This window comes from Nonomuraea sp. NPDC049269 (assembly GCF_043197155.1).
Lineage (GTDB): Bacteria > Actinomycetota > Actinomycetes > Streptosporangiales > Streptosporangiaceae > Nonomuraea.
This window is the reverse complement of sequence record NZ_JBICSO010000012.1, coordinates 176,800-199,097: the sequence shown is the minus strand read 5'-3', so window position 1 is coordinate 199,097 and position 22,298 is coordinate 176,800. Positions and strand designations below refer to the sequence as shown.

The window sequence follows — 22,298 nt, the reverse complement described above, 5'->3', positions numbered from 1 at the left end:
CACAATTGAGTTACAGGCAACCGATTAGGAGCGATCATGAGCACCCTCTACACCGCCATAGCCACCGCGACGGGCCGCGAAGGCCGCGCCGTCGCCTCCGACGGCCGCCTGGACGTGGCCCTCTCCCGGCCGAAGGAGCTGGGCGGCACCGGCAGCGGCACCAACCCGGAGCAGCTCTTCGCCGCGGGCTACGCCGCCTGCTTCGCCAGTGCCCTCGACCTGGTGGCCAAGCGTATGAAGGTGGACGCCGAGCAGGCGTCGGTCACCGCCGAAGTGGGTCTCGCCGCGAACGGCGACGGCGGCTTCACCCTGGAAGTCGCGCTCCGCGTCGAACTCCCCGATCACCTGCAGGGCGAGACCGGCCGCGCCCTGGTGGAGGCCACGCACCAGGTGTGCCCGTACTCGAACGCCACCCGCGGCAACATCCCGGTGGCGCTCGTCATCGAGTAGTGCGTCTTGACGGTCCGCTGCGGTCGGCGGCCAGCGCCTTCGACGAGGCGGCCGCCGGCGCGCTCCGGCTCCGCCCCCATGAGTTGCGCAGATAGAGGACCCCGGCCCGCCCTGTCCCAGGATGGCCGGACCGAGGTCGCCTACCGCAGGCCCGGCACCGCCGAGATGGTCATCGGCTACCAGAAACCCGCGGCGAGCGCCGGGTAGCCCCCGCTCAGAGCCCGGCGGCCGCTTCCAGGGCGCTGATGTCGATCTTCCGCATGCCCATCATGGCCTTCATGACCTGCTGCGCCTTGGCCGGGTCGGGGTTGCCCAGCAGCTCGGGCAGCGCCTTGGGGATGATCTGCCAGGACAGGCCCCACCGGTCCTTCAGCCAGCCGCACTGCGACTCCTCGCCGCCTTCTGTGAGCTTCGCCCACAGCTCGTCGACCTCCTCCTGCGACGCGCAGTCGACGTACAGGGAGATCGCCTCGGTGAACGCGAACTGCGGGCCGCCGTTCAGCGCGAGGAAGCGCTGGCCCGCCAGCTCGAACGACACCATCATGGCCGTCCCCGCCGGTCCCGGCCCCGCGTCGCCGTAACGGTTGACCTCGAGGATCCGCGAGTCCTCGAAGATCGAGGTGTAGAACTCGGCCGCCTCTTCGGCCTGGTTGTCGAACCACAGGTACGTGGTGATCTTCTGCATCGTGCGCTCCTCCGCGTTCGGGACAGTGCGTCCCGTGCTGTCCTATCGCTGACGCGTCGAACGGGTCGACGGCGATTCGACACGACGGAGCAAGAATTTTCCGGTGGATTTCACGACGAAGATCCTTTGACCCCGGCGATGATCAATTCGAGTCCCTCGCGGAAGGCGTGGTCGCGGAACTCCCTGGGCTGGGTCCCGCGGGCCTGTTCCTCGGTCGTGTAGCCGTTGACGTAGGCCATGACGGTGTCCACGGCGACGGCGGCCGTGCCCGCGGGGACGCCCGCGTCCGTCAGGGTGGCGATGAGGGCATGGTAGAAGGCGACGGCCTCTTTGCCCGGGTTCTGGAAGGTGGACAGCAGGCGCGCGCCATCGCGGTGGGCCAGCATGAGCTCACGCGTGCCGATGGCGAGGCCGCGCAGCTGCTCGTCCCAGGGGCCGTCGAGTGGCGGGACGGCGTCGGCCGGTGGGATGACCAGGTGCGCGACCATGGCGTCCAGCAGGGCCTGCTTGCTGGGGTAATGCCGGTACAGGGCGCCTGCCTGCACACCGAGCCGCCCCGCCAGCAGGCGCATGGTGAGACCGTCCAGGCCGACCTCGTCGAGCAGCTCGATCGCCGCCTGAAGCACCTCGGCACGCCGCTGCCCCATCGAATCCTCCCAAAGTCCCGGTTGACAACCCGGCTCCGCGTACGTGAACAATGTACACGTGAACGTTGTTCACGTCGGAGACGGGAGGGTTTCATGACCGAGCAAGGCGTGGGACGGGTGCTGGTGATCGGGGCGGGCCTCGGCGGGCTGACGCTCGCGCACGCGCTCGTCCGTGCGGGCATCGACGTACGTGTGTACGAGGCGGATGACGGCAGCGGCGAGCGGTCCCAGGGATACCGGATCGGGCTGGCGGAGCCCGGGTTGTCCGCCCTGCGCGCGAGCCTGCCGCGGCGGCTCTACGACCTGGTCGAGGTCACCAGCGGGAGCCTTACGGGGCCGGGACTGCTGTTCGACGAGCAGCTCACGGTGCTCAGCCGCGACCTGGAGGGGCCGTCGGCGGAGACCAGGGCGGTGGACCGCCAGGTGCTGCGGCGGATCCTGCTCGGCGACCTGGGCGACCGGGTCGCGCACGGCAAGCGGCTGAGAGGTTTCGCGGAGAAGCCGGATGGGAGCGTGACCGCGAGCTTCGCCGACGGCACGCAGGCCACCGGTGCGGTTCTGGTCGGCGCCGACGGCGCGAACTCCGTGGTGCGGCGGCATCTGGTGCCCGAGGTGGGGTTCGTCGACTCGGACCTGTGCGGGGCGATGGGGCGCACGCCGATCACCGACCGCTTCCTGCGGCTGGTGCCGGGGCGCGGCACGATGGTCAAGGGTCCCGGAGTCACGCTGATGCTGGGCCGGATGCAGTTCGGCAGGGAACCGTCCGAGGCCGCCGCCGAGCTCGTTCCCGGGCTGGACCTGCCCTACCGGGACAGCTACGTACGGTGGGTGCTGCTGGTCCCGCCGGGGCACCCGGGGGCCACAGAGTCGGGGGACGCGCGCGAGCTGGTGCTGGACCTCATCGACGGCTGGCACCCCGACCTGCGGGATCTGGTGCGCTCGGCCGACATGAGCGCCGTAGGCCGGTCCAAGATCTACGACCGGCCGATGCCGTCCTGGCCGGTGGGCCGGGTCACGCTGCTCGGCGACGCCGCCCACCTGACCCTGGCCAGCGGCGGGAACGGCGCGAACACCGCCATGCAGGACGCCGTCCGACTGTCGGCGCGGCTGGCCGAGGTCGATCGGGGCGAGCGGGACCTGACGTCGGCACTGGGGGAGTACCAGGCCGATCTGCTCGACCGCGGGAACGCGGCAGTGGCGCACGGCAAGGAGGCGCTGAAGAGGTTCGTCCCTCCGCAGCCGCAGGAAACGCCGTGAAGGAGCCGGTTCACCGGCCGTGGACGCGGCGGCCGGTGATCTGGTGCGGGACGATGCGGATGTAGAGCCGGCGGTCGCCGCCGGCCCACGGGGTGACGTCGGAGTCGGCGACCCCGGCCGCCTCGTCCGGTGGCACGTGGTGGGCGGGGCCTTGGATGAGGACGCTCCAGCCCTCACTCAGTGCCTCGTCCATCCGGTCGACCTCGAAGCCGACCTTGATCTCCACGTCCCGCAGGCCGGTGCGCAGATCCTGGTCCATGGGGCCGCCGTGTGAGGTGCGGAACACGATGGCGCCGTCGTGGAGCCGGTAGTTGACGGGCAGCACCGTCGGCCCGTGCGAGCCGTTGAACGCCACCCGGCCGATGCCGCCCGGCGCGACCAGGCGCAGGCACTCCTCGGGCTCCAGCACTTCCAGGACCGGGTCGGCCGCGGCGGGGCCGCCACCGGACGGGCGGTCCCGGCCGCCGCCCAGCAGATCTTGGACGGTGGTCTCCAGCGCGGTGGCCAGGCGGGTCAGCGTGCCGGCGTTCGGGGGGCTCAGGTGCCCTTCGAGGTACTGGACGTACCCGGGGGACATCTCCGCGCGGTCGGCGACCTGCTCGCGGGTGAGACCCAGCCGTTCGCGGTGGTGAATCATCCGACGTGCGAAGTCACCGGTGCCGGTCATGATCGTCTCCTTGTCCTCATGCCCATGACGGTACGCACAGGTCACGGGGGCCAACAGGGTCCTTCGGCTCTTGCCTGACGGACTTCCGGCCCTGCACCGGCGGTCGGTGAGCGGGGTGCGATGGGAGGGAGGCGAAGGAGGACAGATCATGATCGTCGTAGGAGTGGACGGCTCGGTGGCCGCGCGGGCCGCGGTGGAGTGGGCGGTCAACGACGCCTTCCGGATGAAGGAGCCGCTGCGGATCGTGCATGCGGTGGCCCGTTCGCCGTACCAGATCGGTAGGTTCCCCAGCTCGGCGTCGCCCGACACGCTGCTGCGTGAGGGGCAGCGGATTCTGCGGGAAGCGCTGGCCTTGGCCCGTGAGCGCCGGCCGGGGGTCGAGGTCATGACGGCGGACATCGAGGGCGCGCCCGCGCAGGTGCTGCGTGAGCAGGCCGGGGACGCGACCGAGATCGTGCTGGGCAGCCGTGGGCTCGGCGGGTTCGCCGGTGCGTTGCTGGGCTCGGTCAGTACGCACGTGGCGGGGCGGGTGCGTTGTCCCGTCGTGGTGGTGCGGGACGATCATCGGCCGGTGCTCGGGGAGATCGTGGTCGGGGTGGACGACTCGCCGCAGTCCGAGCCGGCGCTGGCGTACGCCTTCCGGCAGGCCGAGGTGCGGGGCAGCGTGCTGAGGGTGGTGCACGCCTGGCAGCTTCCGGTGCACGCGTTCGCGCCAGAGGTGGTCTACGGCATGGACGAGGTGCGTATCGCGCAGTACCAGGTGGTCCGCGACCGGCTGGAAACGTTCAGGAAGGACTACCCGCTGGTGACGGTGGTCGAGGACGTCCAACAGGGGCAGCCGGTGGAGGCGCTCACCGACGCGTCCGCCCGCGCCGACCTGCTGGTGGTGGGCTCGCACGGTCACGGCGCGCTGGGCGCGATGCTGCTCGGCTCGGTCAGCCGCGGCGTCCTGCACCACGTCCACTGCCCGGTGGCGATAGTGCGCGCGTGAAGATCAGCGCCTAGTCGGTCAGGTAACGCAGCCACAGGTACGGCGTCGCCACCGCCACCGTGACCAGGGTGACGACCAGACCGTACTTGGTGAACGCCCAGAAACCGATCCGCACGCCGTTGCGCTCGGCGATGCCGAGGATGACGACATTGGCCGAGGCGCCGATCGCGGTGGCGTTGCCGCCCAGGTCGGCGCCGATGGCCAGCGCCCACCACAGCACCTGCGAACCGGGGCCGAAGGAGTGGGCGAGGTCGGCGACGATCGGGCTCATCGCGGCCACGTACGGGATGTTGTCGATGATGGCGGACAGGCCGGTCGACGCCCACAGCAGCACCATCGTGGCCAGGCCCAGCCTGCCCTCGGCGGCGGAGGCGGCGGCCTGGGAGACCCGGCCGACCACGCCGGTCTCGACGAGGGCGCCGACCATGACGAACAGGCCCATGAAGAAGGCCAGAGTAGGCCACTCGACCTCGCGTAATGACTCCTCGGTCGTCACCTTGGTGGCGGCGACCAGCAGGCCCGCGCCCAGCAGCGCGACGACGGCGGGTTCGTAGCGCAGCACCGGATGCAGGACGAACGCCGCGATCACCACCGCCAGGACGCCCAGGCTCTGCCACAGCAGCGGCCGGTCCCTGATCGCCTCCCGCTCGTTCAGCTCCATGACCTCCGCGACCCGTTCGGGGTGGTAGACGAACGCGTCGCGAAACAGCCACCTGCACAGCCCGGCGAACACCGCGACCAGGACGATGATCAGCGGCGTGAGGTGGATGAGGAAGTCGTTGAAGGTCAGCCCGGCGCGGCCGGCGATGATGATGTTGGGCGGATCGCCGATCAGGGTGGCGGTGCCGCCGATGTTGGCGGCCATCGCCTCGGCGATCAGATAGGGCGCGGCGGGCAGGGCGAGCCGGTCGCAGACCAGGTACGTGACGGGGGCGACCAGCAGCACGGTGGTGACGTTGTCCAGCAGCGCGGAGGCGCCCGCGGTGATGACGATCAGCATGACCATGAGCCGGAACGGCCGCCCCTTGGCCCGTTTGGCGGCCCAGATCGCCAGGTACTCGAAGACGCCGGTCTGCCGCAGCACCCCGACGATGATCATCATGCCGAGCAGCAGGAAGATGACGTTCCAGTCGATGCCGGTGCGTTCGGCGAAGAACGCCGCCCGGCCGTCCACGGCGTGGATCAGCAGCATCATCGCCGCGCCGCCCAGAGCGGCGGCCGTGCGGTGGATCCGTTCGGTCGCGATGAGGACGTAGGCCGCGATGAAGATCGCCACGGTTGCGATCGCGATCACAGGCGGTCCTCCGGGGGCGGTGCGGTCTCGCGAGCACCCTAGACCAGCCGTTCAGGCGGTAACGGTCTTGTTTACCTGCTTCTGCGGTCTTTTGCCCCCGGCTCGATTGCCTTTCTGGATCACTCCTGGTCGTGTGGAGATTACCGAATGTGGATATTGGCCATTGGGGGCTGAGATGGCGGACAACGTAATCGCGCGGAAGCCCGGGGGCGGGGATGCGTACTGGGTGATGGGCGGTCTCTATGCGATCAAGGCCGCGAGCGACGAGACGGGTGGCGGCGTGACGGTCGTCGAGATGACCGTCCCGGCCGGAATGGGTCCGCCGCCGCACACGCACCCGGGGTCGGAGATGATCTACGTTCTGGAAGGAACGGTCCGCATGCACATCGACGATCAGGTGGTGGAAGGCGGTGCCGGGTCCTTCTTCTACATCCCCCAGAAGACATGGGAGCGCTTCGAACCCCTCACCGACGTACGCCTTCTCGTGATCTATTCTCCCGGCGGCATCGAGCAGTTCTTCACCGAGGTGGGCGAGCTGGCGCCGACCCGGGACGTCCCGCCGTCGGAGCATCCGCTGCCCAGTCTGAGGGCGGTGACGGCGGCCGGGCTCCGCTACGGGCTGGAGATGAGACTTCCCGACTGAACCGAGCGTAGGAATCGCGTCAACGCCGGGACTTGGCGCGTATGGAAGCCGTCAAGAAACGAAAATCCACCCAAATCCCGAGATTCGCTTGCCTGGTGACCGCCTGTCCTGGTGGTTGAGAGCAATTTCCGGATTTGAGGAGCAGGGATGGCCGACGTCATCTTCGTCGTCCTGACGATCGCGGTCTTCGTGATCCTCGGGCTCGTCGTGAAGGCGGTGGAGCGCCTGTGAGCGCGATCAACGCCGCCGGTCTCATCGTCGTCACCGGTCTCGTGGTCTTCATGGTCGCGGCCCTGCTCTTCCCGGAGAGATTCTGATGGCCGGGGTTCTGTTCATCGGGTCCCTCATCCTCGCCTTGGCCCTCTGTTACCGCCCGCTGGGCGACTACATGTACCGGGTCTACATCGGAACCCGGCACAGCGCGGCCGAGCGGCTGATCTACCGGCTGATCGGCGTCAAGGCCGGCACAGAGCAGCGCTGGGCGGTCTACGCGCGCGGGGTGCTGGCCTTCTCGGTGGTGTCGATCCTCTTCCTGTACGGCCTGCAGCGCCTGCAGAACCACCTGCTCCTGAGCCTGGGCATGAAACCGGTCGAACCGGCGCTGGCCTGGAACACCGCGGTCAGCTTCGTCACCAACACCAACTGGCAGGCGTACTCAGGTGAGAACACCATGGGCCACGTGGTGCAGACCGCCGGCCTGGCCGTCCAGAACTTCGTGTCCGCCGCGGTCGGCATGGCGGTGGCCGTCGCGCTGGTACGCGGGTTCGCCCGCGCCACATCCGACACGCTCGGCAACTTCTGGGTCGACCTCGTGCGCGGCACGGTTCGCGTGCTGCTGCCGATCGCGTTCGTCGCGGCGCTCGTCCTGGTCGCGGGCGGCGCCATCCAGACGTTCGGCGGCCACTTCACCTGGGCCACGCTGACCGGCGGCGAGCAGACGTTCACCCCCGCGGCCGTGGCCAGTCAGGAGGCCATCAAGGACCTGGGCACCAACGGCGGCGGCATCTTCAACGTCAACTCGGCCCACCCGTTCGAGAACCCGACGAGCTGGACCAACTGGCTGACGATCTTCCTCCTCCTGGTGATCGCGTTCAGCCTGCCGCGCACGTTCGGCCGCATGGTCGGCGACGACCGGCAGGGGTACGCGATCGTCTCGGTCATGGCGGTCATCGCGATCATCAGCGTCGCCGTGACCAACTGGGCCGAGCTGTCGGCGAGCGGCACGGTGCCGCAGGCGATCGGCGCGGCGATGGAGGGCAGGGAGACCAGGTTCGGCGTGTCGAACTCGGCGATGTTCGCCTCCGCGACCACGCTCACCAGCACCGGTTCGGTGGACTCCTTCCACGACTCCTACACGGCCATCGGCGGCGGCATGCTGATCTTCAACATGCTGCTCGGCGAGGTGGCGCCGGGCGGCGTGGGCGCGGGCCTGTACGGGATCCTGATCCTGGCCGTGATCACGGTGTTCGTCGCCGGTCTGATGGTCGGCCGCACGCCCGAGTACCTGGGCAAGAAGCTCGGCGCCCGGGAGGTCAAGCTGGCCTCGATGTACTTCCTGGTCACCCCGGTGCTGGTGCTGGTGGGCACGGCCGTGGCGATGGCCACGGCGACGGGTCGCGCGGCGATGCTGAACACCGGGCCGCACGGGCTGTCGGAGATCCTCTACGCCTACACCAGCGCGTCGAACAACAACGGCTGCCGACCCACCGGCCGCAGTTCGTCGGCCTGGTCATCGGTGTGACGATCATCCTGGTCGCCCTCACCTTCCTCCCGGCGCTCGCGCTCGGACCGCTCGCGGAAGGACTCTCGTAGATGTCATCCCCAGTGCTGGACGCGCCGGGCCATACTCCCAAGGCACAGCGGAACGGCCGGGTCGGCGGCGGCCTGCTCGATCCGCGGCAGCTGCTCACCTCGCTGCCGGACGCGCTGATGAAGCTGAACCCGGCCACGTTGTGGCGCAACCCGGTCATGTTCATCGTGGAGGCCGGCGCGGCTTTCACCACGGTGCTCGCGGTCCTGCGGCCGTCGCTGTTCGCCTGGGCCATCGTGGTGTGGCTGTGGCTGACGGTGGTCTTCGCGAACCTGGCCGAGGCCGTGGCCGAGGGCCAGGGCAAGGCTCAGGCGGCCACGTTGCGCGCGGCCAAGCGGGACACCACCGCGCGCCGCCTGAAGAGCCGCACCTCTGCGGACTGGGACGTCGTCGGCGCTCCCGAGCTGAGGCAGGGCGACTTCGTGGTGGTGGAGGCGGGGGAGATCATCCCGGGCGACGGCGACGTGGTCGAGGGCATCGCGTCGGTGGACGAGTCGGCCATCACCGGCGAGTCCGCGCCGGTCATCCGCGAGTCGGGCGGGGACCGGTCCGCGGTCACGGGCGGCACCAGGGTGCTGTCGGACCGGATCGTCGTCGAGATCACCCAGAAGCCCGGCGAGAGCTTCATCGACCGCATGATCGCCCTGGTGGAGGGCGCGGACCGGCAGAAGACGCCGAACGAGATCGCGCTGAACATCCTGCTGGCCGCGCTGACGATCATCTTCCTGGTCGCCACCGCCACCATGCAGCCGCTGGCCATCTACTCCATGGCGATCAACCCGGGCGTGCCCGACTCGCTCGCGCTCACCGCGGACGGCGTGTCGGGGATCGTCCTGGTCTCGCTGATCGTCTGCCTCATCCCGACCACGATCGGCGCGCTGCTGTCGGCGATCGGCATCGCCGGGATGGATCGTCTCGTGCAGCGCAACGTGCTGGCCATGTCGGGGCGTGCGGTCGAGGCCGCGGGCGACGTCTCCACGCTGCTGCTGGACAAGACCGGCACCATCACGCTGGGCAACCGGCAGGCGTCGGAGTTCGTCCCGGTCGCGGGCGTCACCGAGGAAGAGCTGGCGGAGGCGGCGCAGCTGTCCAGCCTGGCCGACGAGACACCCGAGGGCCGCTCGATCGTGGTGTTCGCCAAGCAGCGCTACGGCCTGCGCGAGCGGGAGATCCACGGTGCGCAGTGGGTTCAGTTCACCGCGCAGACCAGGATGAGCGGCGTCGACCTCGGCGACCGCCAGGTGCGTAAGGGCGCGGCGACCGCGGTGATGAAGTGGGCGCGCGACCAGGGCGGGCATCCGACCGATGAGGTCGGCCATCTGGTGGACGGCATCTCGGGTTCTGGTGGCACGCCGCTGGTGGTGGCCGAGAAGGGCCGGGTGCTGGGGATCATCCATCTCAAGGACGTGGTCAAGCAGGGCATGCGCGAGCGGTTCGACGAGATGCGCCGGATGGGCATCCGGACCGTGATGATCACCGGGGACAACCCGCTGACCGCCAAGGCCATCGCCGACGAGGCCGGGGTGGACGACTACCTGGCCGAGGCCACACCCGAGGACAAGCTGACGCTGATCAGGAAGGAGCAGGAGGGCGGCCGGCTGGTCGCGATGACCGGCGACGGCACCAACGACGCCCCGGCGCTGGCCCAGGCCGACGTCGGCGTGACGATGAACACCGGCACGTCGGCCGCCAAAGAGGCGGGCAACATGGTCGACCTCGACTCCAACCCGACCAAGCTCATCGAGATCGTCGAGATCGGCAAACAGCTGCTCATCACGCGCGGCGCGCTGACGACGTTCTCGATCGCCAACGACATCGCCAAGTACTTCGCGATCATCCCGGCGATGTTCGCGGCGGTCTACCCGGGCCTGGACGCGCTCAACATCATGCGCCTGGCCAGCCCGCAGTCGGCCATCCTGGCGGCGGCCGCCGGTGTCGCCCAGGCCCTGTTCAACGGCAAGGCCAACGGCTCGATCGTCCAGCGGAACGGCAAGGACGTGGGCAGCGTGCTCATCGGCCAGAGCTTCACCGGCGAAGACGGCAAGCCGATCGGGAAGTACTTCCAGTCCCGCCCGTCGGCGGCCGGGGACGGCTATGACCCGACCTCGACCAGCGCGAGCAACCTGGGGCCCGGGGACGTCGTGGACGTCCCCGGGGGCAGGCAGTCGCTGCTCACCCAGGTCTGCGCCCGGTCCAAGGCGATCGGGGAACTGGAAGGCGTCAGCGGCGCCCGGCCGTACTGCACGGCGGACGGAGTCGGCGCGGTGCTGAGGGTCTTCCCCGGCCGGGCCGTGAGCGTCAACCAGGCCTGCCCCGCCACCCCCTTCATCGCCACCTACCAGGGCCGGGAGGTGGAGTGCGCGAAGCCGGGCGAGGACTACGCGGCCGGGCGGACCATACCGATCCGCGGCGACGTGGGTGTCGTGAAGGTACCCGCCGACGCGGTGACGGCCAGCGGCTCCGGGCTCGACCCGCACATCTCGCCCGCCTACGCCGAGCTCCAGGCGCCACGCGTGGCCAAGGAGCGCGGGATCGCTCTCGACCAGGTCAAGCGGCTCATCGAGGCGAACACCACCGGCCGGGCACTCGGCTTCATGGGCGAGCCCGCCGTCAACGTGCTCGAACTCAACCTGGCGCTCGACGGGTCATGACCAGAGGGCGGCTACGGGTCTACCTCGGCGCGGCGCCCGGGGTGGGCAAGACGTACGCGATGCTCTCCGAGGGCCGCAGGGCGCTGGAACGGGGGAGAGACGTGGTCGTGGGCCTCGTCGAAACCTACGACCGCCCCCGTACCGCCGCCCTGCTCGACGGCCTGGAACTGATCCCGCGCAAGACGCTCGTCTACCGCGGCGCCACGTTCACCGAACTGGACGTGGACGCGGTCATCGAGCGCGCGCCGAAGGTGGCGCTGATCGACGAGCTGGCCCACACCAACGTGCCCGGCTCGCGCAACGCCAAGCGCTGGCAGGACATCGACGACATCCTGGACGCCGGCATCGACGTCATCTCCACGGTCAACATCCAGCACCTGGAGTCGCTCAACGACGTCGTCCAGCAGATCACCGGCGTCCCGCAGCGCGAGACCGTGCCGGACGAGGTGGTCCGGCGGGCCGACCAGATCGAGCTGGTCGACATGTCGCCCGAGGCGCTGCGCCGCAGGATGGCGCACGGCAACGTCTACGGGCCGGAGAAGGTCAGCGCCGCCCTGTCGAACTACTTCAGGGTCGGCAACCTGACCGCGCTGCGCGAGCTGGCCCTGCTCTGGGTGGCCGGAAGAGTCGACGACCAGCTCGACCGCTACCGCGCCGACCACGGCATCTCCGCGACCTGGGAGGCGCGCGAGCGGGTGGTGGTCGCGCTGACGGGCGGCCCCGAAGGCGACACGCTGGTACGGCGCGCGGCCCGCGTCGCCGCCCGCACCAAGGGCGCCGACCTGCTGGCCGTCCACGTGACCAGCTCCGACGGGCTGGCCGGCGGCGACCCGGTCAACCTGGCCCGCCAGCGCACGCTGGTGGAGAGCATGGGCGGCAGCTACCACCAGGTCGTCGGCGACGACACCCCGGGCGCGCTGCTGGAGTTCGCCCGCGGCGTCAACGCCACCCAACTCGTGCTCGGCGCGTCGCGGCGGGGCCGGCTCGCGCACATCCTGTCCCGGGGCGTGGGGGTGGAGACGACGGCACGGTCCGGTTCGATCGACGTTCACATGATCACCCACGACGAGGTCAAGAAGGGCCGCCGCCACCCGACGCGTACGCGGGCCGCGCTCACCCGCAAGCGGCGGCTGAGCGGATGGGCCATGGCGGTGGCCGGGATGCCCGCGCTCACCGCGATCCTGAGCGTGTTCCGCGAGGATCTGAGCCTGCCGAGCGAGATCCTCATCTTCCTGCTGCTGACCGTCGGCGTCGCGCTGGCCGGCGGCATGTGGCCGGCCATCACGGCGGCCGTCGGCGGGTCGCTCCTGCTGAACTGGTTCTTCACGCCGCCCGTCGGCGGGCTCACGATCTCCGACCCGGAGAACTTCTTCGCGCTGATCGCCTTCGTGGTGGTCGCGGTCGCGGTCAGCACCATCGTGGACATCGCGGCCCGCCGCACCAGGGAGGCGGCCCGGGCCCGCGCGGACGCCGAGGTGCTCTCCACGCTGGCCGGGCACGTCCTGCGCGGAGAGGCCGCCGTGCCGTCGCTGCTGGCCAGGCTGCGGGAGACGTTCGGGCTGTCGTCGGTGACGCTGCTGGAGCGCGTCGGCCGGCCGACCCCGGACGACCAATCCCAGCCGAAGGACTGGCGGATCGTCGCCACCTCCGGCGGAGCGCCGTGCACGAGCCCGTCGGACGCCGACACCGATGTGGTCATCGACGACGATCTGGTCCTGACCATGCGCGGCCACCTGCTCGACGCCGCCGACCGCGGGGTGGTCGAGGCCTTCGCCGCCGAGACGGCCGTCGCCCTGCGGCAGCAGCGGCTGGAGGAGGAGGCCGAGCAGGCCAAGCCGCTGGCCGAGGCCGACAAGATGCGCACCGCCCTGCTCGCCGCCGTCAGCCACGACCTGCGTACCCCGCTCGCCTCGGCCAAGGCGGCGGTCGAGAGCCTGGGCAACACCGAGATCGCCTGGTCCGAGAGCGACCGTGCCGAACTGCTGGCGACCGCCGACGAGTCGCTGGTCAAGCTCGACCGCCTGGTGACGAACCTGCTGGACATGAGCCGCCTGCAGGCCGGTGTGCTCGGGCCCGCCCTGCAGCCGGTGGCGCTCGAAGAGGTCGTGCCCCGGGCGGTCGACGATCTCGGGCCGCTGCACGACCGCGTCGACGGCGACATCTCGATCGGCCTGCCCGAGGTGGTCGCCGACCCGGCCCTGCTGGAACGGGTGCTGGTCAACCTCATGTCCAACGCCGTACGCCACAGCCCACCGGATCAGCAGGTCGTGATCACCGCGAGCTGGCACGGCGAACACGTGCAGATCCGCGTCATCGACCGCGGCCCCGGCCTGCCGCCGGAGGCGTACGACCGGGTGTTCCTGCCGTTCCAGCGCCTCGGAGATCGTGACAACCACTCGGGTGTCGGCCTCGGCCTCGCGCTCTCCCGAGGGCTGGCCGAGGCCATGGACGGCACTCTCGTACCCGAGGAGACCCCAGGAGGAGGGCTCACCATGACCCTCACCCTGCCCATCTCGGCGAGCCCGGGTTGACGATCTCCTTTATCAGGTCAGTCCGGTCAGGCGGCACAGCGCGGCGAAGCCGTCGTCGGTGCCGGGCCAGTGGCGGCGCACGGCCGGCAGCCCGGCCCGTCGTACCACCGAGCGCAGGACGGCGGTGACGATGATGGCGTCGTCGGCGTAGCCGAGCACGGGGATGAAGTCCGGGATCAGGTCGATGGGGAAGGCCAGGTAGGCCAGCAGCAGCGCGAGCCGCACCCGTACCCCGCGGGGCAGGGCGGGATCGGCGGCCAGGCGGCGTACCAGGCGCAGCACGTCGGGCAGCAGCCGCAGCGCCTCGCGCAGCAGTCCACCGCGGGGCCGCACGATGGCCAGCATGGCGACGAGCGCCAGCCAGGTGACCAGCGACGCGACGGCGATCCCGATCAACAGATCCCATCCCCACGACCCGGTCATCGCTCCTCGCTCGGGCGCAGGCTCGCCACCTTCTCGATGGGCGTTTCGGCGGCCACCCTCGCCTCGCTTTCGATGGGCGTTTCGGCCGCCAGCGCGGCCTGCTCGAAGGCGGCCAGGTCGGCGGCCGCGTCCTCGACGGCCGCGCGGGCGGCCGCGCCGGTGGGGGCGGCGAAGTAGTCCCGCGCGGCGATCTTGGCCAGCCAGGAGCGGAAGCGCTCCAGATCGGCCTCGGACTCCTCGACCTCGGCGTAGGTGGTGCGACCACGGGCACGCTCGTGCTCGAGCTCCGCGCGGAAGGCGGGCAGGCGCTCCAGGACCTCGGCGTACTCGGCGTCACGCGCGGAGTCGAACTCGCCGATGATCTGCCGGCGTTCGGCCGGGTCGGTGATGGCCATGCGCAGGATCCGGCCGGTGCCGCCCTGCTGGTGCACCCGGTCGAGCAGCCGGCGCGCCTGCCGGGTGGTCTCGGCGCGTTCGGGCAGCAGGCACACCGACTGCTGCAGATACAGCGCGCCGAGCGAGCGCAGTTTGCGCCACACCTGAACGCGCAACGTCCCGGCGGCGCCGGCGGTGGACACGCTGATCAGCAACCAGCCCTGGTCATCCGTAGCGTCCGTCACAGACGTATGTTACATCCGTTACAAGTCAGCCTTGTGACCCTTCGGCAGCAGATACACCAGGACGGCCGCGACGATCGCGACGGTGCAGGTGAAGACCGAGGACATCGCCAGTGCGTGGGCCGCCGCGGCGGTCCGGCCGCCGTCGGCGGGGTCGAAGGAGTTGAAGAACACCACGCCGATGATGGCGACGCCGAGCGCGCCGCCCACCTGCTGCGCGGTCGACAGCACTCCGGAGGCGATGCCCGCGTCGTCGGGGTCTATGCGGGTCAGGACCGCGTTGAGCGACGGCGTGATGAGCAGCCCGCCGCCCACGCTCTGCAGCATGAGGGTCGGGATGACGACCCACGGCGTGAACGGCAGGCCGCACGTCAACACGGTCACGGTCGTGGCGTACCCGAGCGCGAGCACGATCGCGCCGATCTCCAGGACGCGGCGGCCGTACCTCGGCACCAGCCTGCCGGCGATCATGCTGAAGACGAAGAAGGTCACCGCGGCGGGGGTGTAGACCAACCCTGCTCCGAGGGCCGACAGGCCGAGTCCGTCCTGGAGCGCGATCGACAGGACGAGGTAGTAGGACGTGATGACGGCGTAGACGGCGAGGACGAGGACGATGCCGACGGAGAACGATCGCGTGGCGAAGAGAGAGATCCTCAGGAGGGGGTCGCCACCGAGCCTGCCGGTCCGGCGTTCGATGGCGACGAAGAGGGCGAGACCGAGCACGCTCGCGCCCAAACCGGCCCACGTCCACCAGGGCCAGCCCGCCTCGTGGCCTTGGATGAGCGGGAAGGCGAGCAGGAACAGCGCGACGCTGAGAACGACGACTCCCGGGAGGTCGAGCTTGCGGGCGAGCGCCGCCCTGGATTCCGGTATGCGCCCTGCGGTGAGCAGGATCGCGGCGAGCCCGATCGGGACGTTGATCCAGAACACCGGCCGCCAGCCGGAGCCGAACAGATCGGCGCTGATCAGCAGGCCGCCGACGACCTGACCGCCGATCGTGGCCAGTCCGAGGACGACGCCGAGGACGCCGAAGACGCGATGCCGTTCCTTCTCGGGGACGAGCACGGTGATGACGGCGTACACCTGGGGGAGCATCAACGCGGCGCCCAGGCCCTGGACGAGACGCGCCGCGATGAGTTCGGGCGCCGTCTGCGAGATGGCGCACGCGGCCGACGCCAGAGTGAAGAGCGCCAGGCCGGCGATGAAGGTCCGTTTGCGGCCGTGCATGTCGCCGAGGCGGCCACCGGTGATGAGGAACACCGCGAACGTCAGTTGGTAGCCGGCCAGGATCCACTGCAGTTCGCCGCCGGAGGTGCCGAGGTCGGCCTGGATCGCCGGTCCCGCGACGATGACGATGAACGCGTCGAGGGTCGCCATGAACGCGCCGACCAGCACGATCGACACCGCTCCCCACGGCGTGGCCGGTGGCGCGGGTGTCACGGATTCTTGGGTGGTGTCAGTCACGAAAGTGAGCGTACGATCGTTCGTACACTTATGGCAAGCGTGTGGCAGGATGGGGCCATGAGCGAGCTAGCACAACGGTCGGGTGCTGACGCGGACCCGGGCTCGGCCGAGCCGGAGCAGGCGGAGACCTCCGACCTGCGGCTCCTGCGCGGCGCGCGGACCAGGCAGGCGATCGCCCGTCACGCCGTCGACGTCGCGTCGCTGGAGGGGCTCAACGGGCTCAGCATCGGCCGGCTGGCCGGCGATCTCAAGCTCAGCAAGAGCGGCGTCGCCACCCTCTTCGGGACGAAGGAGAAATTGCAGGTCGCCGCCGTCGCGTCGGCACGCGAGACCTTCCTCGACGCGGTCGTCCACCCCGCGTCGGCCGCGCCCCACGGCGCCGCCCGGCTGCGCGCGCTGACCGAACACTGGCTCTCGTACGCCGAGACGCCGCTGTTCGCGGGCGGCTGCTTCTGGGCGGCGAACCTCGCCGACTTCGACAGCCGGCCGGGGCGGGTCCGCGACGCGCTGGTCCGGCATCACCAGGACTGGCTCGCTCTCCTGGCCGGCGAGCTGCGACGAGCCGTCGACTCCGGCGAGATCGCCGACCTGGACGCCGACCTGGCGGCCTTCCAGATCGACGCCGTGTTCACCGCCGCGAACACCGCTCTGCGCCTGGGTGACAAGGACGCCGGGGGCAAGGCCCGTCGCGTGGTCGACGGGTTCCTCACGCCTCGCCGCTGACCCGTTCGACGGGTTCCTCGCGTCTCGACACGGATCCCTTCGGCGGGTCAACACGTCGGTGGGTGGCGCTGGTCAAGCGACGATCTACGGGTTACGATCCGGGCACACATCCGATGTATGTGGCTCGCAGGAGCTCCCATGGCCGCGTTGATCCGTCTGTGCGTCGCTCTCCTCCTGGCTTTCGGCCTCCTCCCCGCGCTGCCCGCCCAGGCGGCCGCCCGGGGAAGCTGGAAGATCACCGGCTTGCCCGGCGGCCCCTCGGCGGAGCTCGTGCTCGACCCGCAGACGGGTACCCTCAGTCTCGCCGTGACCCGCGGTGGCGTCCGGGTGCTGGAGCCCAGCCCCGCGGGCATCGTCACCGAGCGGGCCGACCTGTCGCAGGGCCTGCGGTTCCTGCACCGCCGCGACCGTGTGGTGACCGAGCACTACACCACCACGGTCGGCAAGCGCCGCAAGCGGTGGGCTCTCATGCGGGAGGCCGCCTTTACCTTCGAGAACGCCGCCGGTGCCCGCCTCGACCTGGTCGTCAGGGTCGCCCACGACGGTGTCGCCTACCGTTACCGGCTGCCGGAGGACCACGGCGCGGTCCTGCGCGAGACGTCGGCTTTCACGCCCGCGCAGGACGCCACCGCCTGGCTGGCCCTGCATCGCCGCGACTACGAGAACCCGTTCCTGCAGTACCCGGCTCAGAGCGCGCCCGCGGCCGACTTCATGGTGCCCGCCCTGTTCGAGACCGACGGCACCTATCTCCTGGTCACCGAGTCCGACCTTGACGGCCGTTACTCCGGTCCCAGGCTCTCCCACGAGCTGGGCACCGGCACGTACCGCCTGCAGTTATGGGATCCGCAGGTCCAGGTCAGCGGGCCCCTGGCCACCCCGTGGCGCGTCATGATCGTCGGGGATCTGGCCACGGTCACCGAGTCCACGCTGGTGGACGACCTCGCGCCGGACGCCAAGGTCCGCGACACCTCCTGGATCGAGCCCGGCCAGGTGCTCTGGACCTGGCTCGCGGGCGGCAGGGAGGCCGGCCAGAGCCTGGACCTGCAGAAGGGGTTCGTCGACTACGCCTCGGCCCGCGGCTGGCCGTACGTGGCGGTGGACGCGGGCTGGTACTTCCTGAAGGACCAGTGGGACGTCACCGACCCGGAATGGCCGACCACGAGCTGGATTCCCCAGCTGGTCGAGTACGGGCGCGGCAAGGGCGTGGAGATCGTGGTCTGGATCCACTTCCGGGACCTGGACACGCCGGAGGAGCGCGCCCTGTGGCTGCCCACCCTGCGGAAGTGGGGCGTACGCGGCGTCAAGATCGACTTCATGGATGCGGAGTCGCAGGAGCGGCTGCGCTGGTACGACGAGATCCTGCCCGCCACCGCCGAGAACCACCTGATGGTCAACTTCCACGGCTCGACCATCCCCAAGGGCATCCACCGCACCTGGCCGCAGGTGATGACCATGGAAGGCGTGCACGGCGGCGAGAAGCGCACCCTCACCACCTCCCACCTGACGACCCTGCCGTTCACCAGGAACGTCGTCGGCTCGATGGACTACACCCCGATGGCCTTCCAGCGTCCGGCCCGGCCCACCTCCGACGCCCACGAGCTGGGATTGGCCGTGACGTACGAGTCCGGTCTGCAGGACCTGGCCGGCACCGTGGAGTCCTACCAGGCCCGGCCGGAGGCCGAACGCTTCCTGGAACAGGTGCCCACGGTCTGGGACGAGACGCGCCTGCTGTCCGGCCGCCCGGCCGACCACGTGGTGCTGGCCCGGCGCAGCGGCGACCGGTGGTTCGTCGGCGCCGGGATCTCCGGCGCGGCCCGGACGCTCGACGTCGCGCTCGGCATGCTACGCGGGAGGTGGCTGGTCGAGGTGGTCCGTGACGGTCCGACCGGCCTGGTGCGGGAGAGCCAGGTGGTCGACGGGCCGCGCGGCCGGCTCGCGGTGGCGGTGCCGGCCGAGGGCGGCTACGCGGCGATCGCCTGCCGCTGGCATCCGGGGATCACGACCTGCGACCGATAAACCTCCGCGGCGACCAATTCCGTAATTCGCTACTTTTACCTCGCCACCACCCGCGATACGCACGGGGCCATCGAGACGTACTGCATATTCGTGCGTGACTTCAGTGCTCTCGAAAAGGGAATGGCATGCTTGAGAACAAGAAGGTGCGCGCTTTTGTCTGGGTAAGTGCGGCGGCCGGCCTCGTCGTGGCGGTTGCGGGCGCGGGGGCAGCGGCGGCGACCATCGCCATGCCGACCAAGGTGACGGCCCCGTACGCGCAGGCGGCGGCCGTGGTCAACGCCGACGGAAGCATCAACCGGGCCAAGGGAATCGCGGCGGTCACGAAGCCCGCCACCGGACGCTACTGCGTCGAGTTGGCGAACAAGGAACTGGACGTCACGAGGCTTGTTCCGTCGGCCACTCTGCAGTACACGTCCTTCGAGTACGGGATCCGTGTGTCCATGTGGCCAGACCCCGCCTGCGGCACCCGGACGGACACATTCCTTGTCATTACTGGAAAGCCAAACGTGTGGGAAGACCGGGCATTTTCCATAGTCATTCCGTAATAACCTTCGGCGTCGACCCCGGCTTGCGGCGGCCGGGGAGGCGCATGGTGAGCAGCCTCGCGCGGGGCGCCACCCGTTCGGCCAGGTTGAACAGGGCCTCGGTCCGGGTGCGGTCGGCGTCGAGGTGGGTGAAGAGGTTGACGCCGAGGTAGAACGTGATCGCCGCGTACGCGAGGTCACGCGGGGGCAGCAGTTTGGCCAGCGGAGATCCCCCGATGACCCGGTCCAGGGCCTGCTCGATGAAGTCGATCCAGGGCTCGGACCGCGCGGTGATCTCCGCCCGGAGTTCGGGCCGGGCGATGCTCGCGCCGACCATCTCGGAGAACAGGGTGATGTGCCCGCCTTCGAGGTCGGCCCGGTAGATCTCGCTCGCGGTCTGGACCAGTTCCTCGAGGTTGCCGGTCTGCTCCACGGCCTGCCGATAGGTCGCCATGCGCTGCTCCGATGACCGGTCCAGCGCGGCGAGCAGCAGCGCGTCGACGCCGCCGAAGTGGTAGAAGACCAGCGCCGAGTTGACCTCCGCGGCCTTGGCGATGGCCCGCGCGCTGGTGCCGGCGTATCCCTGGCTCCGGATCGTCTCGGCCGCGGCGTCGATGAGCCGGTCGCGGGTCTCCGCACCCGACTGTTGCTTTCCGGCCACCCGCACCCCCGCTTGACAGAATCCCGTGCCCTCATCGTACAGTTTAATCGCCTGATTAAATCTCTCGATTAAGAGGTGCGCGTGGAGCCTGAAAGCCGGCCGCAGCTGAGAGCGCGGCGCACGCTGGCCGGAGTGCTGGGCGCGCTGTTCGCGGCGATGTTGCTCTACAGAGTTCTGCACGAGGGGCATCTGGAGCAGACGGCGTTGTTCTACGTCGGCATCCCGGCCGTGATCGCCATCACCGTCGCCCTCACCGCCCGGGCCCGCAGCACCACCGGCATGGTCATGGCGTCCATCACCGTGGCTCTGGCCCTGGCCGGTCCGCTGCTCGGCGAGGGGATCGTCTGTCTGGTCATGGCCGCGCCGCTGTTCTACCTCGTCGGCGCGCTGGTCGGGTTGTTCATCGATTCCGGCAGGCGCGGCGATGGCAACGGGCGGATGAACCTCTTCCTCGCGCCCCTCCTCATCGCCGCCATGCTGGAGGGCACCGCGGCCTCGCTGCCCCGTGACAACGAGGTCAGCGTCACCCGGCCCATCGGAACCACGGACGTCGAACGGGCGCTGGCCGCCGAACCACGATTCGGGCCGATGGAGTCGTGGTTCCTGGCACTCGGCTTCCCCCGGCCGTTACGCGCCGAAGGCACCGGACTGGCCGTCGGCGACACCCGGAAGATCTTCTTCACACCGCGCCGCTCCCTGGGCATCGGCGCTCCCCTCGAACCCCGATCCATGACCCTGCGCGTGAGCGAGCGCTCGCCCGGACGGGTCGTGTTCGCCGTGGTGGCGGACACCACCGTCGCCCGCTGGATGGACCTGCGCCGGGCGACGTTCGACTGGCGAGGCGGCGAGCTGAAGCTGACCCTCGGCTACCGCCGTACCTTCGACCCGGGCTGGTACTTCGGCCCGCTCCAGCGCTACGCGGTCTCCGAGGCGGCTGGCTACCTGGCCAAGACGTTCGCCCCATGAACGACCCCGCGCTGATCCGCGGCGTCGCGCTCTTCGTCCCGATGGCCGCCGTCTGGATCGCGGCGGCGGTACGGCGGCCGGGGCAGCGGGACCTCGCCGCGATGATCCTGGCCACGGCGTGGAACCTGCTCACCCTCGCGATCGTGAACGCCCTCGCCCCGTACGCGGGCTGGTGGCGGTTCGCCGCCGACGGCGCCGTCGTCGCGGGCACCCCCGTCGATCTGCTGCTGGGCTGGGCGTTGCTGTGGGGCGCGCTGCCCGCGCACACGGCGCGCGCCTACCCGCTCCCGCTGGTCCTGGCCGGGTTCGCCTGGGTGGACCTGGGCGTGATGCCGCTGGCCGAGCCGATCGTGGTGCTGGGTCACGGCTGGCTGTACGGCGAGGCCGTCGCGATCGCGGTCTGCCTGCTGCCCGGCGTGCTGCTGGCCCGCTGGACCGCCGCGGACCGCAGGCTCGCCTGGCGCGCGTCGCTTCAGGTGGTCCTCGCGGGCGGGCTCATGCTCGGCGCGCCCGTCGCGCTCACCGGCGTGTGGCGGCAGCCCTCGTGGGTGATCGGGCTGCTGGCCCAGCTCCTCGCCGTGCCGCTGCTGTTCGGTCTGGCCGCCGTCCGCGAGTTCGCCGTCGCCGGGGGAGGGACGCCGGTGCCGTACGACCCGCCGAAACGCCTCGTCACGAGCGGGCCGTACGCCTACGTGCGCAATCCCATGCAGGCCTCCATGGCGGGCGCCTACCTGCTGCTCGCGGTCCTCGACCTCCGCTTCGCCGCCGCCACGGCGATCTGCGTCGCCTACGGCGCCGGGCTGGCCTCCTGGCACGAAGGAGCCCACCTCGCCACGCGGTACGGCCGGGACTGGGCGACCTACCGTGACCAGGTACGCCCCTGGCTGCCCCGGATCCGCCCCTACCCCGGCCTGCCGCACGCCGACGTCTACGTGGCCGCGACCTGCGATCGATGCAGCGTGCTCGGCCGTTGGATCGCCCGCAGGCGGCCGGTCGCGCTGCGGATCCGGCCCGCCGAGGGCTGTCCGCACGGCCTGCGCCGGATGACCTACGAACGCGCCGACGGGCTGCGCGCCCAGGGAGTCGCGGCCTTCGCCCACGTGGCCCAGCACCTCCACCTGGGCTGGGCGCTCCTCGGCTGGCTGCTCCTGCTGCCGGGAATGGGATGGTTCGCCCAGCTGTGCGCCGACGCCTTCGGCGCCGGCCCCGCACGGGTCCCGGGACCTGATACGCAGCTTTTGTGACCGGGATCACAGTCGCCGCCTGTCCCCTGGAGAC

Annotated in this window: 20 protein-coding genes and 2 pseudogenes; 14 read left to right on the top strand and 8 right to left on the bottom strand. The window is 70.4% G+C overall.

What is annotated here, in order from left to right; all coding sequences use genetic code 11:
- The first annotated feature begins 36 nt into the window (after positions 1-36).
- On the top strand, positions 37-450 hold the full coding sequence (locus tag ACGFNP_RS53095; protein WP_358321301.1) for an organic hydroperoxide resistance protein: 414 nt from the start codon (positions 37-39) through the stop codon (positions 448-450).
- Positions 451-664: 214 nt separating this feature from the next.
- Here the strand turns inward: ACGFNP_RS53095 and ACGFNP_RS53090 are convergent, their stop codons facing one another.
- Entirely contained in the window at positions 665-1,135 is a 471-nt protein-coding gene (locus tag ACGFNP_RS53090) for a VOC family protein (RefSeq protein ID WP_358321298.1), read from the bottom strand.
- Positions 1,136-1,245: 110 nt separating this feature from the next.
- Entirely contained in the window at positions 1,246-1,782 is a 537-nt protein-coding gene (locus tag ACGFNP_RS53085) for a TetR/AcrR family transcriptional regulator C-terminal domain-containing protein (RefSeq protein WP_393331563.1), read from the bottom strand.
- Positions 1,783-1,875: 93 nt separating this feature from the next.
- Between ACGFNP_RS53085 and ACGFNP_RS53080 the strand changes: the two genes are divergently transcribed.
- Entirely contained in the window at positions 1,876-3,039 is a 1,164-nt protein-coding gene (locus ACGFNP_RS53080) for an NAD(P)/FAD-dependent oxidoreductase (RefSeq protein WP_358321293.1), read from the top strand.
- A 10-nt stretch (positions 3,040-3,049) separates the two neighbouring features.
- Here ACGFNP_RS53080 and ACGFNP_RS53075 read toward each other — a convergent pair whose 3' ends face one another.
- A complete protein-coding gene (locus tag ACGFNP_RS53075) occupies positions 3,050-3,706 on the bottom strand; it encodes a pyridoxamine 5'-phosphate oxidase family protein (RefSeq protein ID WP_358321290.1) in 657 nt (218 codons plus the stop codon).
- 148 nt (positions 3,707-3,854) lie between these two features.
- Between ACGFNP_RS53075 and ACGFNP_RS53070 the strand changes: the two genes are divergently transcribed.
- A complete protein-coding gene (locus ACGFNP_RS53070) occupies positions 3,855-4,697 on the top strand; it encodes a universal stress protein (RefSeq protein ID WP_393331559.1) in 843 nt (280 codons plus the stop codon).
- Positions 4,698-4,707: 10 nt separating this feature from the next.
- Here ACGFNP_RS53070 and ACGFNP_RS53065 read toward each other — a convergent pair whose 3' ends face one another.
- Positions 4,708-5,991 (bottom strand): ArsB/NhaD family transporter, encoded by a 1,284-nt coding sequence (locus tag ACGFNP_RS53065; protein WP_393331556.1) that lies wholly within the window; start codon positions 5,989-5,991, stop codon positions 4,708-4,710.
- Between the two features lie 175 nt (positions 5,992-6,166).
- Between ACGFNP_RS53065 and ACGFNP_RS53060 the strand changes: the two genes are divergently transcribed.
- The 6 genes and pseudogenes from ACGFNP_RS53060 (at position 6,167) to ACGFNP_RS53035 (ending at position 13,626) form a co-directional block, all read left to right on the top strand.
- A complete protein-coding gene (locus tag ACGFNP_RS53060; protein ID WP_358321282.1) occupies positions 6,167-6,634 on the top strand; it encodes a cupin domain-containing protein in 468 nt (155 codons plus the stop codon).
- Between the two features lie 227 nt (positions 6,635-6,861).
- Positions 6,862-6,951, top strand: coding sequence for a K(+)-transporting ATPase subunit F (kdpF, locus tag ACGFNP_RS53055; RefSeq protein ID WP_358321279.1), 90 nt, complete (start codon positions 6,862-6,864; stop codon positions 6,949-6,951).
- Positions 6,951-8,446 (top strand): annotated as a pseudogene (gene kdpA, locus ACGFNP_RS53050) (potassium-transporting ATPase subunit KdpA). Before kdpF ends, kdpA begins: the two are co-directional and overlap by 1 nt.
- Positions 8,447-10,369, top strand: a pseudogene (kdpB, locus tag ACGFNP_RS53045) (potassium-transporting ATPase subunit KdpB); the annotation flags it as partial. It lies immediately after the preceding pseudogene.
- The gene (locus ACGFNP_RS53040; RefSeq protein WP_393331901.1) at positions 10,358-11,095 is read left to right on the top strand and encodes a potassium-transporting ATPase subunit C; all 738 of its coding nucleotides are present in this window, start codon (positions 10,358-10,360) and stop codon (positions 11,093-11,095) included. The pseudogene kdpB and the gene ACGFNP_RS53040, both read left to right, overlap by 12 nt.
- The gene (locus ACGFNP_RS53035) at positions 11,092-13,626 is read left to right on the top strand and encodes a DUF4118 domain-containing protein (protein ID WP_393331552.1); all 2,535 of its coding nucleotides are present in this window, start codon (positions 11,092-11,094) and stop codon (positions 13,624-13,626) included. Before ACGFNP_RS53040 ends, ACGFNP_RS53035 begins: the two co-directional genes overlap by 4 nt.
- A gap of 12 nt (positions 13,627-13,638) precedes the next feature.
- Here ACGFNP_RS53035 and ACGFNP_RS53030 read toward each other — a convergent pair whose 3' ends face one another.
- From ACGFNP_RS53030 to ACGFNP_RS53020, 3 genes are read right to left on the bottom strand one after another with little or no spacing between them, the layout of a single operon-like run.
- Positions 13,639-14,049, bottom strand: coding sequence for a DUF1232 domain-containing protein (locus ACGFNP_RS53030; RefSeq protein ID WP_358321270.1), 411 nt, complete (start codon positions 14,047-14,049; stop codon positions 13,639-13,641).
- Positions 14,046-14,669, bottom strand: a complete 624-nt coding sequence (locus tag ACGFNP_RS53025) for a Chromate resistance protein ChrB (RefSeq protein WP_393331549.1) — start codon at positions 14,667-14,669, stop codon at positions 14,046-14,048. The genes ACGFNP_RS53030 and ACGFNP_RS53025 overlap by 4 nt, the downstream gene beginning before the upstream one ends.
- 18 nt (positions 14,670-14,687) lie before the next feature.
- The gene (locus ACGFNP_RS53020; protein WP_393331546.1) at positions 14,688-16,130 is read right to left on the bottom strand and encodes an MFS transporter; all 1,443 of its coding nucleotides are present in this window, start codon (positions 16,128-16,130) and stop codon (positions 14,688-14,690) included.
- A 57-nt stretch (positions 16,131-16,187) separates the two neighbouring features.
- Here ACGFNP_RS53020 and ACGFNP_RS53015 point away from each other — a divergent pair, with 57 nt between their 5' ends.
- The 3 genes from ACGFNP_RS53015 (at position 16,188) to ACGFNP_RS53005 (ending at position 19,414) form a co-directional block, all read left to right on the top strand.
- Positions 16,188-16,853: a TetR/AcrR family transcriptional regulator gene (locus ACGFNP_RS53015; RefSeq protein WP_393331544.1), complete on the top strand. Its 666-nt coding sequence runs from the start codon at positions 16,188-16,190 to the stop codon at positions 16,851-16,853.
- Between the two features lie 138 nt (positions 16,854-16,991).
- Positions 16,992-18,869: a glycoside hydrolase family 97 catalytic domain-containing protein gene (locus tag ACGFNP_RS53010; RefSeq protein ID WP_393331543.1), complete on the top strand. Its 1,878-nt coding sequence runs from the start codon at positions 16,992-16,994 to the stop codon at positions 18,867-18,869.
- A 125-nt stretch (positions 18,870-18,994) separates the two neighbouring features.
- Positions 18,995-19,414 carry a hypothetical protein gene (locus ACGFNP_RS53005; protein WP_358321256.1) on the top strand — a complete coding sequence of 140 codons (420 nt, stop codon included), beginning with the start codon at positions 18,995-18,997 and terminating at the stop codon, positions 19,412-19,414.
- Here the strand turns inward: ACGFNP_RS53005 and ACGFNP_RS53000 are convergent.
- Positions 19,404-20,054 (bottom strand): TetR/AcrR family transcriptional regulator, encoded by a 651-nt coding sequence (locus tag ACGFNP_RS53000; RefSeq protein ID WP_393331541.1) that lies wholly within the window; start codon positions 20,052-20,054, stop codon positions 19,404-19,406. The genes ACGFNP_RS53005 and ACGFNP_RS53000 overlap by 11 nt on opposite strands.
- An 81-nt stretch (positions 20,055-20,135) precedes the next feature.
- Here ACGFNP_RS53000 and ACGFNP_RS52995 point away from each other — a divergent pair, with 81 nt between their 5' ends.
- Positions 20,136-21,020 (top strand): hypothetical protein, encoded by an 885-nt coding sequence (locus ACGFNP_RS52995; RefSeq protein WP_393331538.1) that lies wholly within the window; start codon positions 20,136-20,138, stop codon positions 21,018-21,020.
- A complete protein-coding gene (locus tag ACGFNP_RS52990; protein WP_393331535.1) occupies positions 21,017-22,264 on the top strand; it encodes a methyltransferase family protein in 1,248 nt (415 codons plus the stop codon). Before ACGFNP_RS52995 ends, ACGFNP_RS52990 begins: the two co-directional genes overlap by 4 nt.
- Positions 22,265-22,298 lie beyond the last annotated feature (34 nt).

Excerpts from the sequence above, each read along its gene's own strand:
- ACGFNP_RS53010 (WP_393331543.1), top strand. The coding sequence starts at position 16,992 with ATGGCCGCGTTGATCCGTCTGTGCGTCGCTCTCCTCCTGGCTTTCGGC.
- ACGFNP_RS53060 (WP_358321282.1), top strand. The coding sequence starts at position 6,167 with ATGGCGGACAACGTAATCGCGCGGAAGCCCGGGGGCGGGGATGCGTAC.
- ACGFNP_RS53070 (WP_393331559.1), top strand. The coding sequence starts at position 3,855 with ATGATCGTCGTAGGAGTGGACGGCTCGGTGGCCGCGCGGGCCGCGGTG.
- ACGFNP_RS53015 (WP_393331544.1), top strand. The coding sequence starts at position 16,188 with ATGAGCGAGCTAGCACAACGGTCGGGTGCTGACGCGGACCCGGGCTCG.
- ACGFNP_RS52990 (WP_393331535.1), top strand. The coding sequence starts at position 21,017 with ATGAACGACCCCGCGCTGATCCGCGGCGTCGCGCTCTTCGTCCCGATG.
- ACGFNP_RS53035 (WP_393331552.1), top strand. The coding sequence starts at position 11,092 with ATGACCAGAGGGCGGCTACGGGTCTACCTCGGCGCGGCGCCCGGGGTG.
- ACGFNP_RS53075 (WP_358321290.1), bottom strand. The coding sequence starts at position 3,706 with ATGACCGGCACCGGTGACTTCGCACGTCGGATGATTCACCACCGCGAA.
- ACGFNP_RS53080 (WP_358321293.1), top strand. The coding sequence starts at position 1,876 with ATGACCGAGCAAGGCGTGGGACGGGTGCTGGTGATCGGGGCGGGCCTC.
- ACGFNP_RS53005 (WP_358321256.1), top strand. The coding sequence starts at position 18,995 with ATGCTTGAGAACAAGAAGGTGCGCGCTTTTGTCTGGGTAAGTGCGGCG.
- ACGFNP_RS53095 (WP_358321301.1), top strand. The coding sequence starts at position 37 with ATGAGCACCCTCTACACCGCCATAGCCACCGCGACGGGCCGCGAAGGC.
- ACGFNP_RS53090 (WP_358321298.1), bottom strand. The coding sequence starts at position 1,135 with ATGCAGAAGATCACCACGTACCTGTGGTTCGACAACCAGGCCGAAGAG.
- ACGFNP_RS53085 (WP_393331563.1), bottom strand. The coding sequence starts at position 1,782 with ATGGGGCAGCGGCGTGCCGAGGTGCTTCAGGCGGCGATCGAGCTGCTC.
- ACGFNP_RS53030 (WP_358321270.1), bottom strand. The coding sequence starts at position 14,049 with ATGACCGGGTCGTGGGGATGGGATCTGTTGATCGGGATCGCCGTCGCG.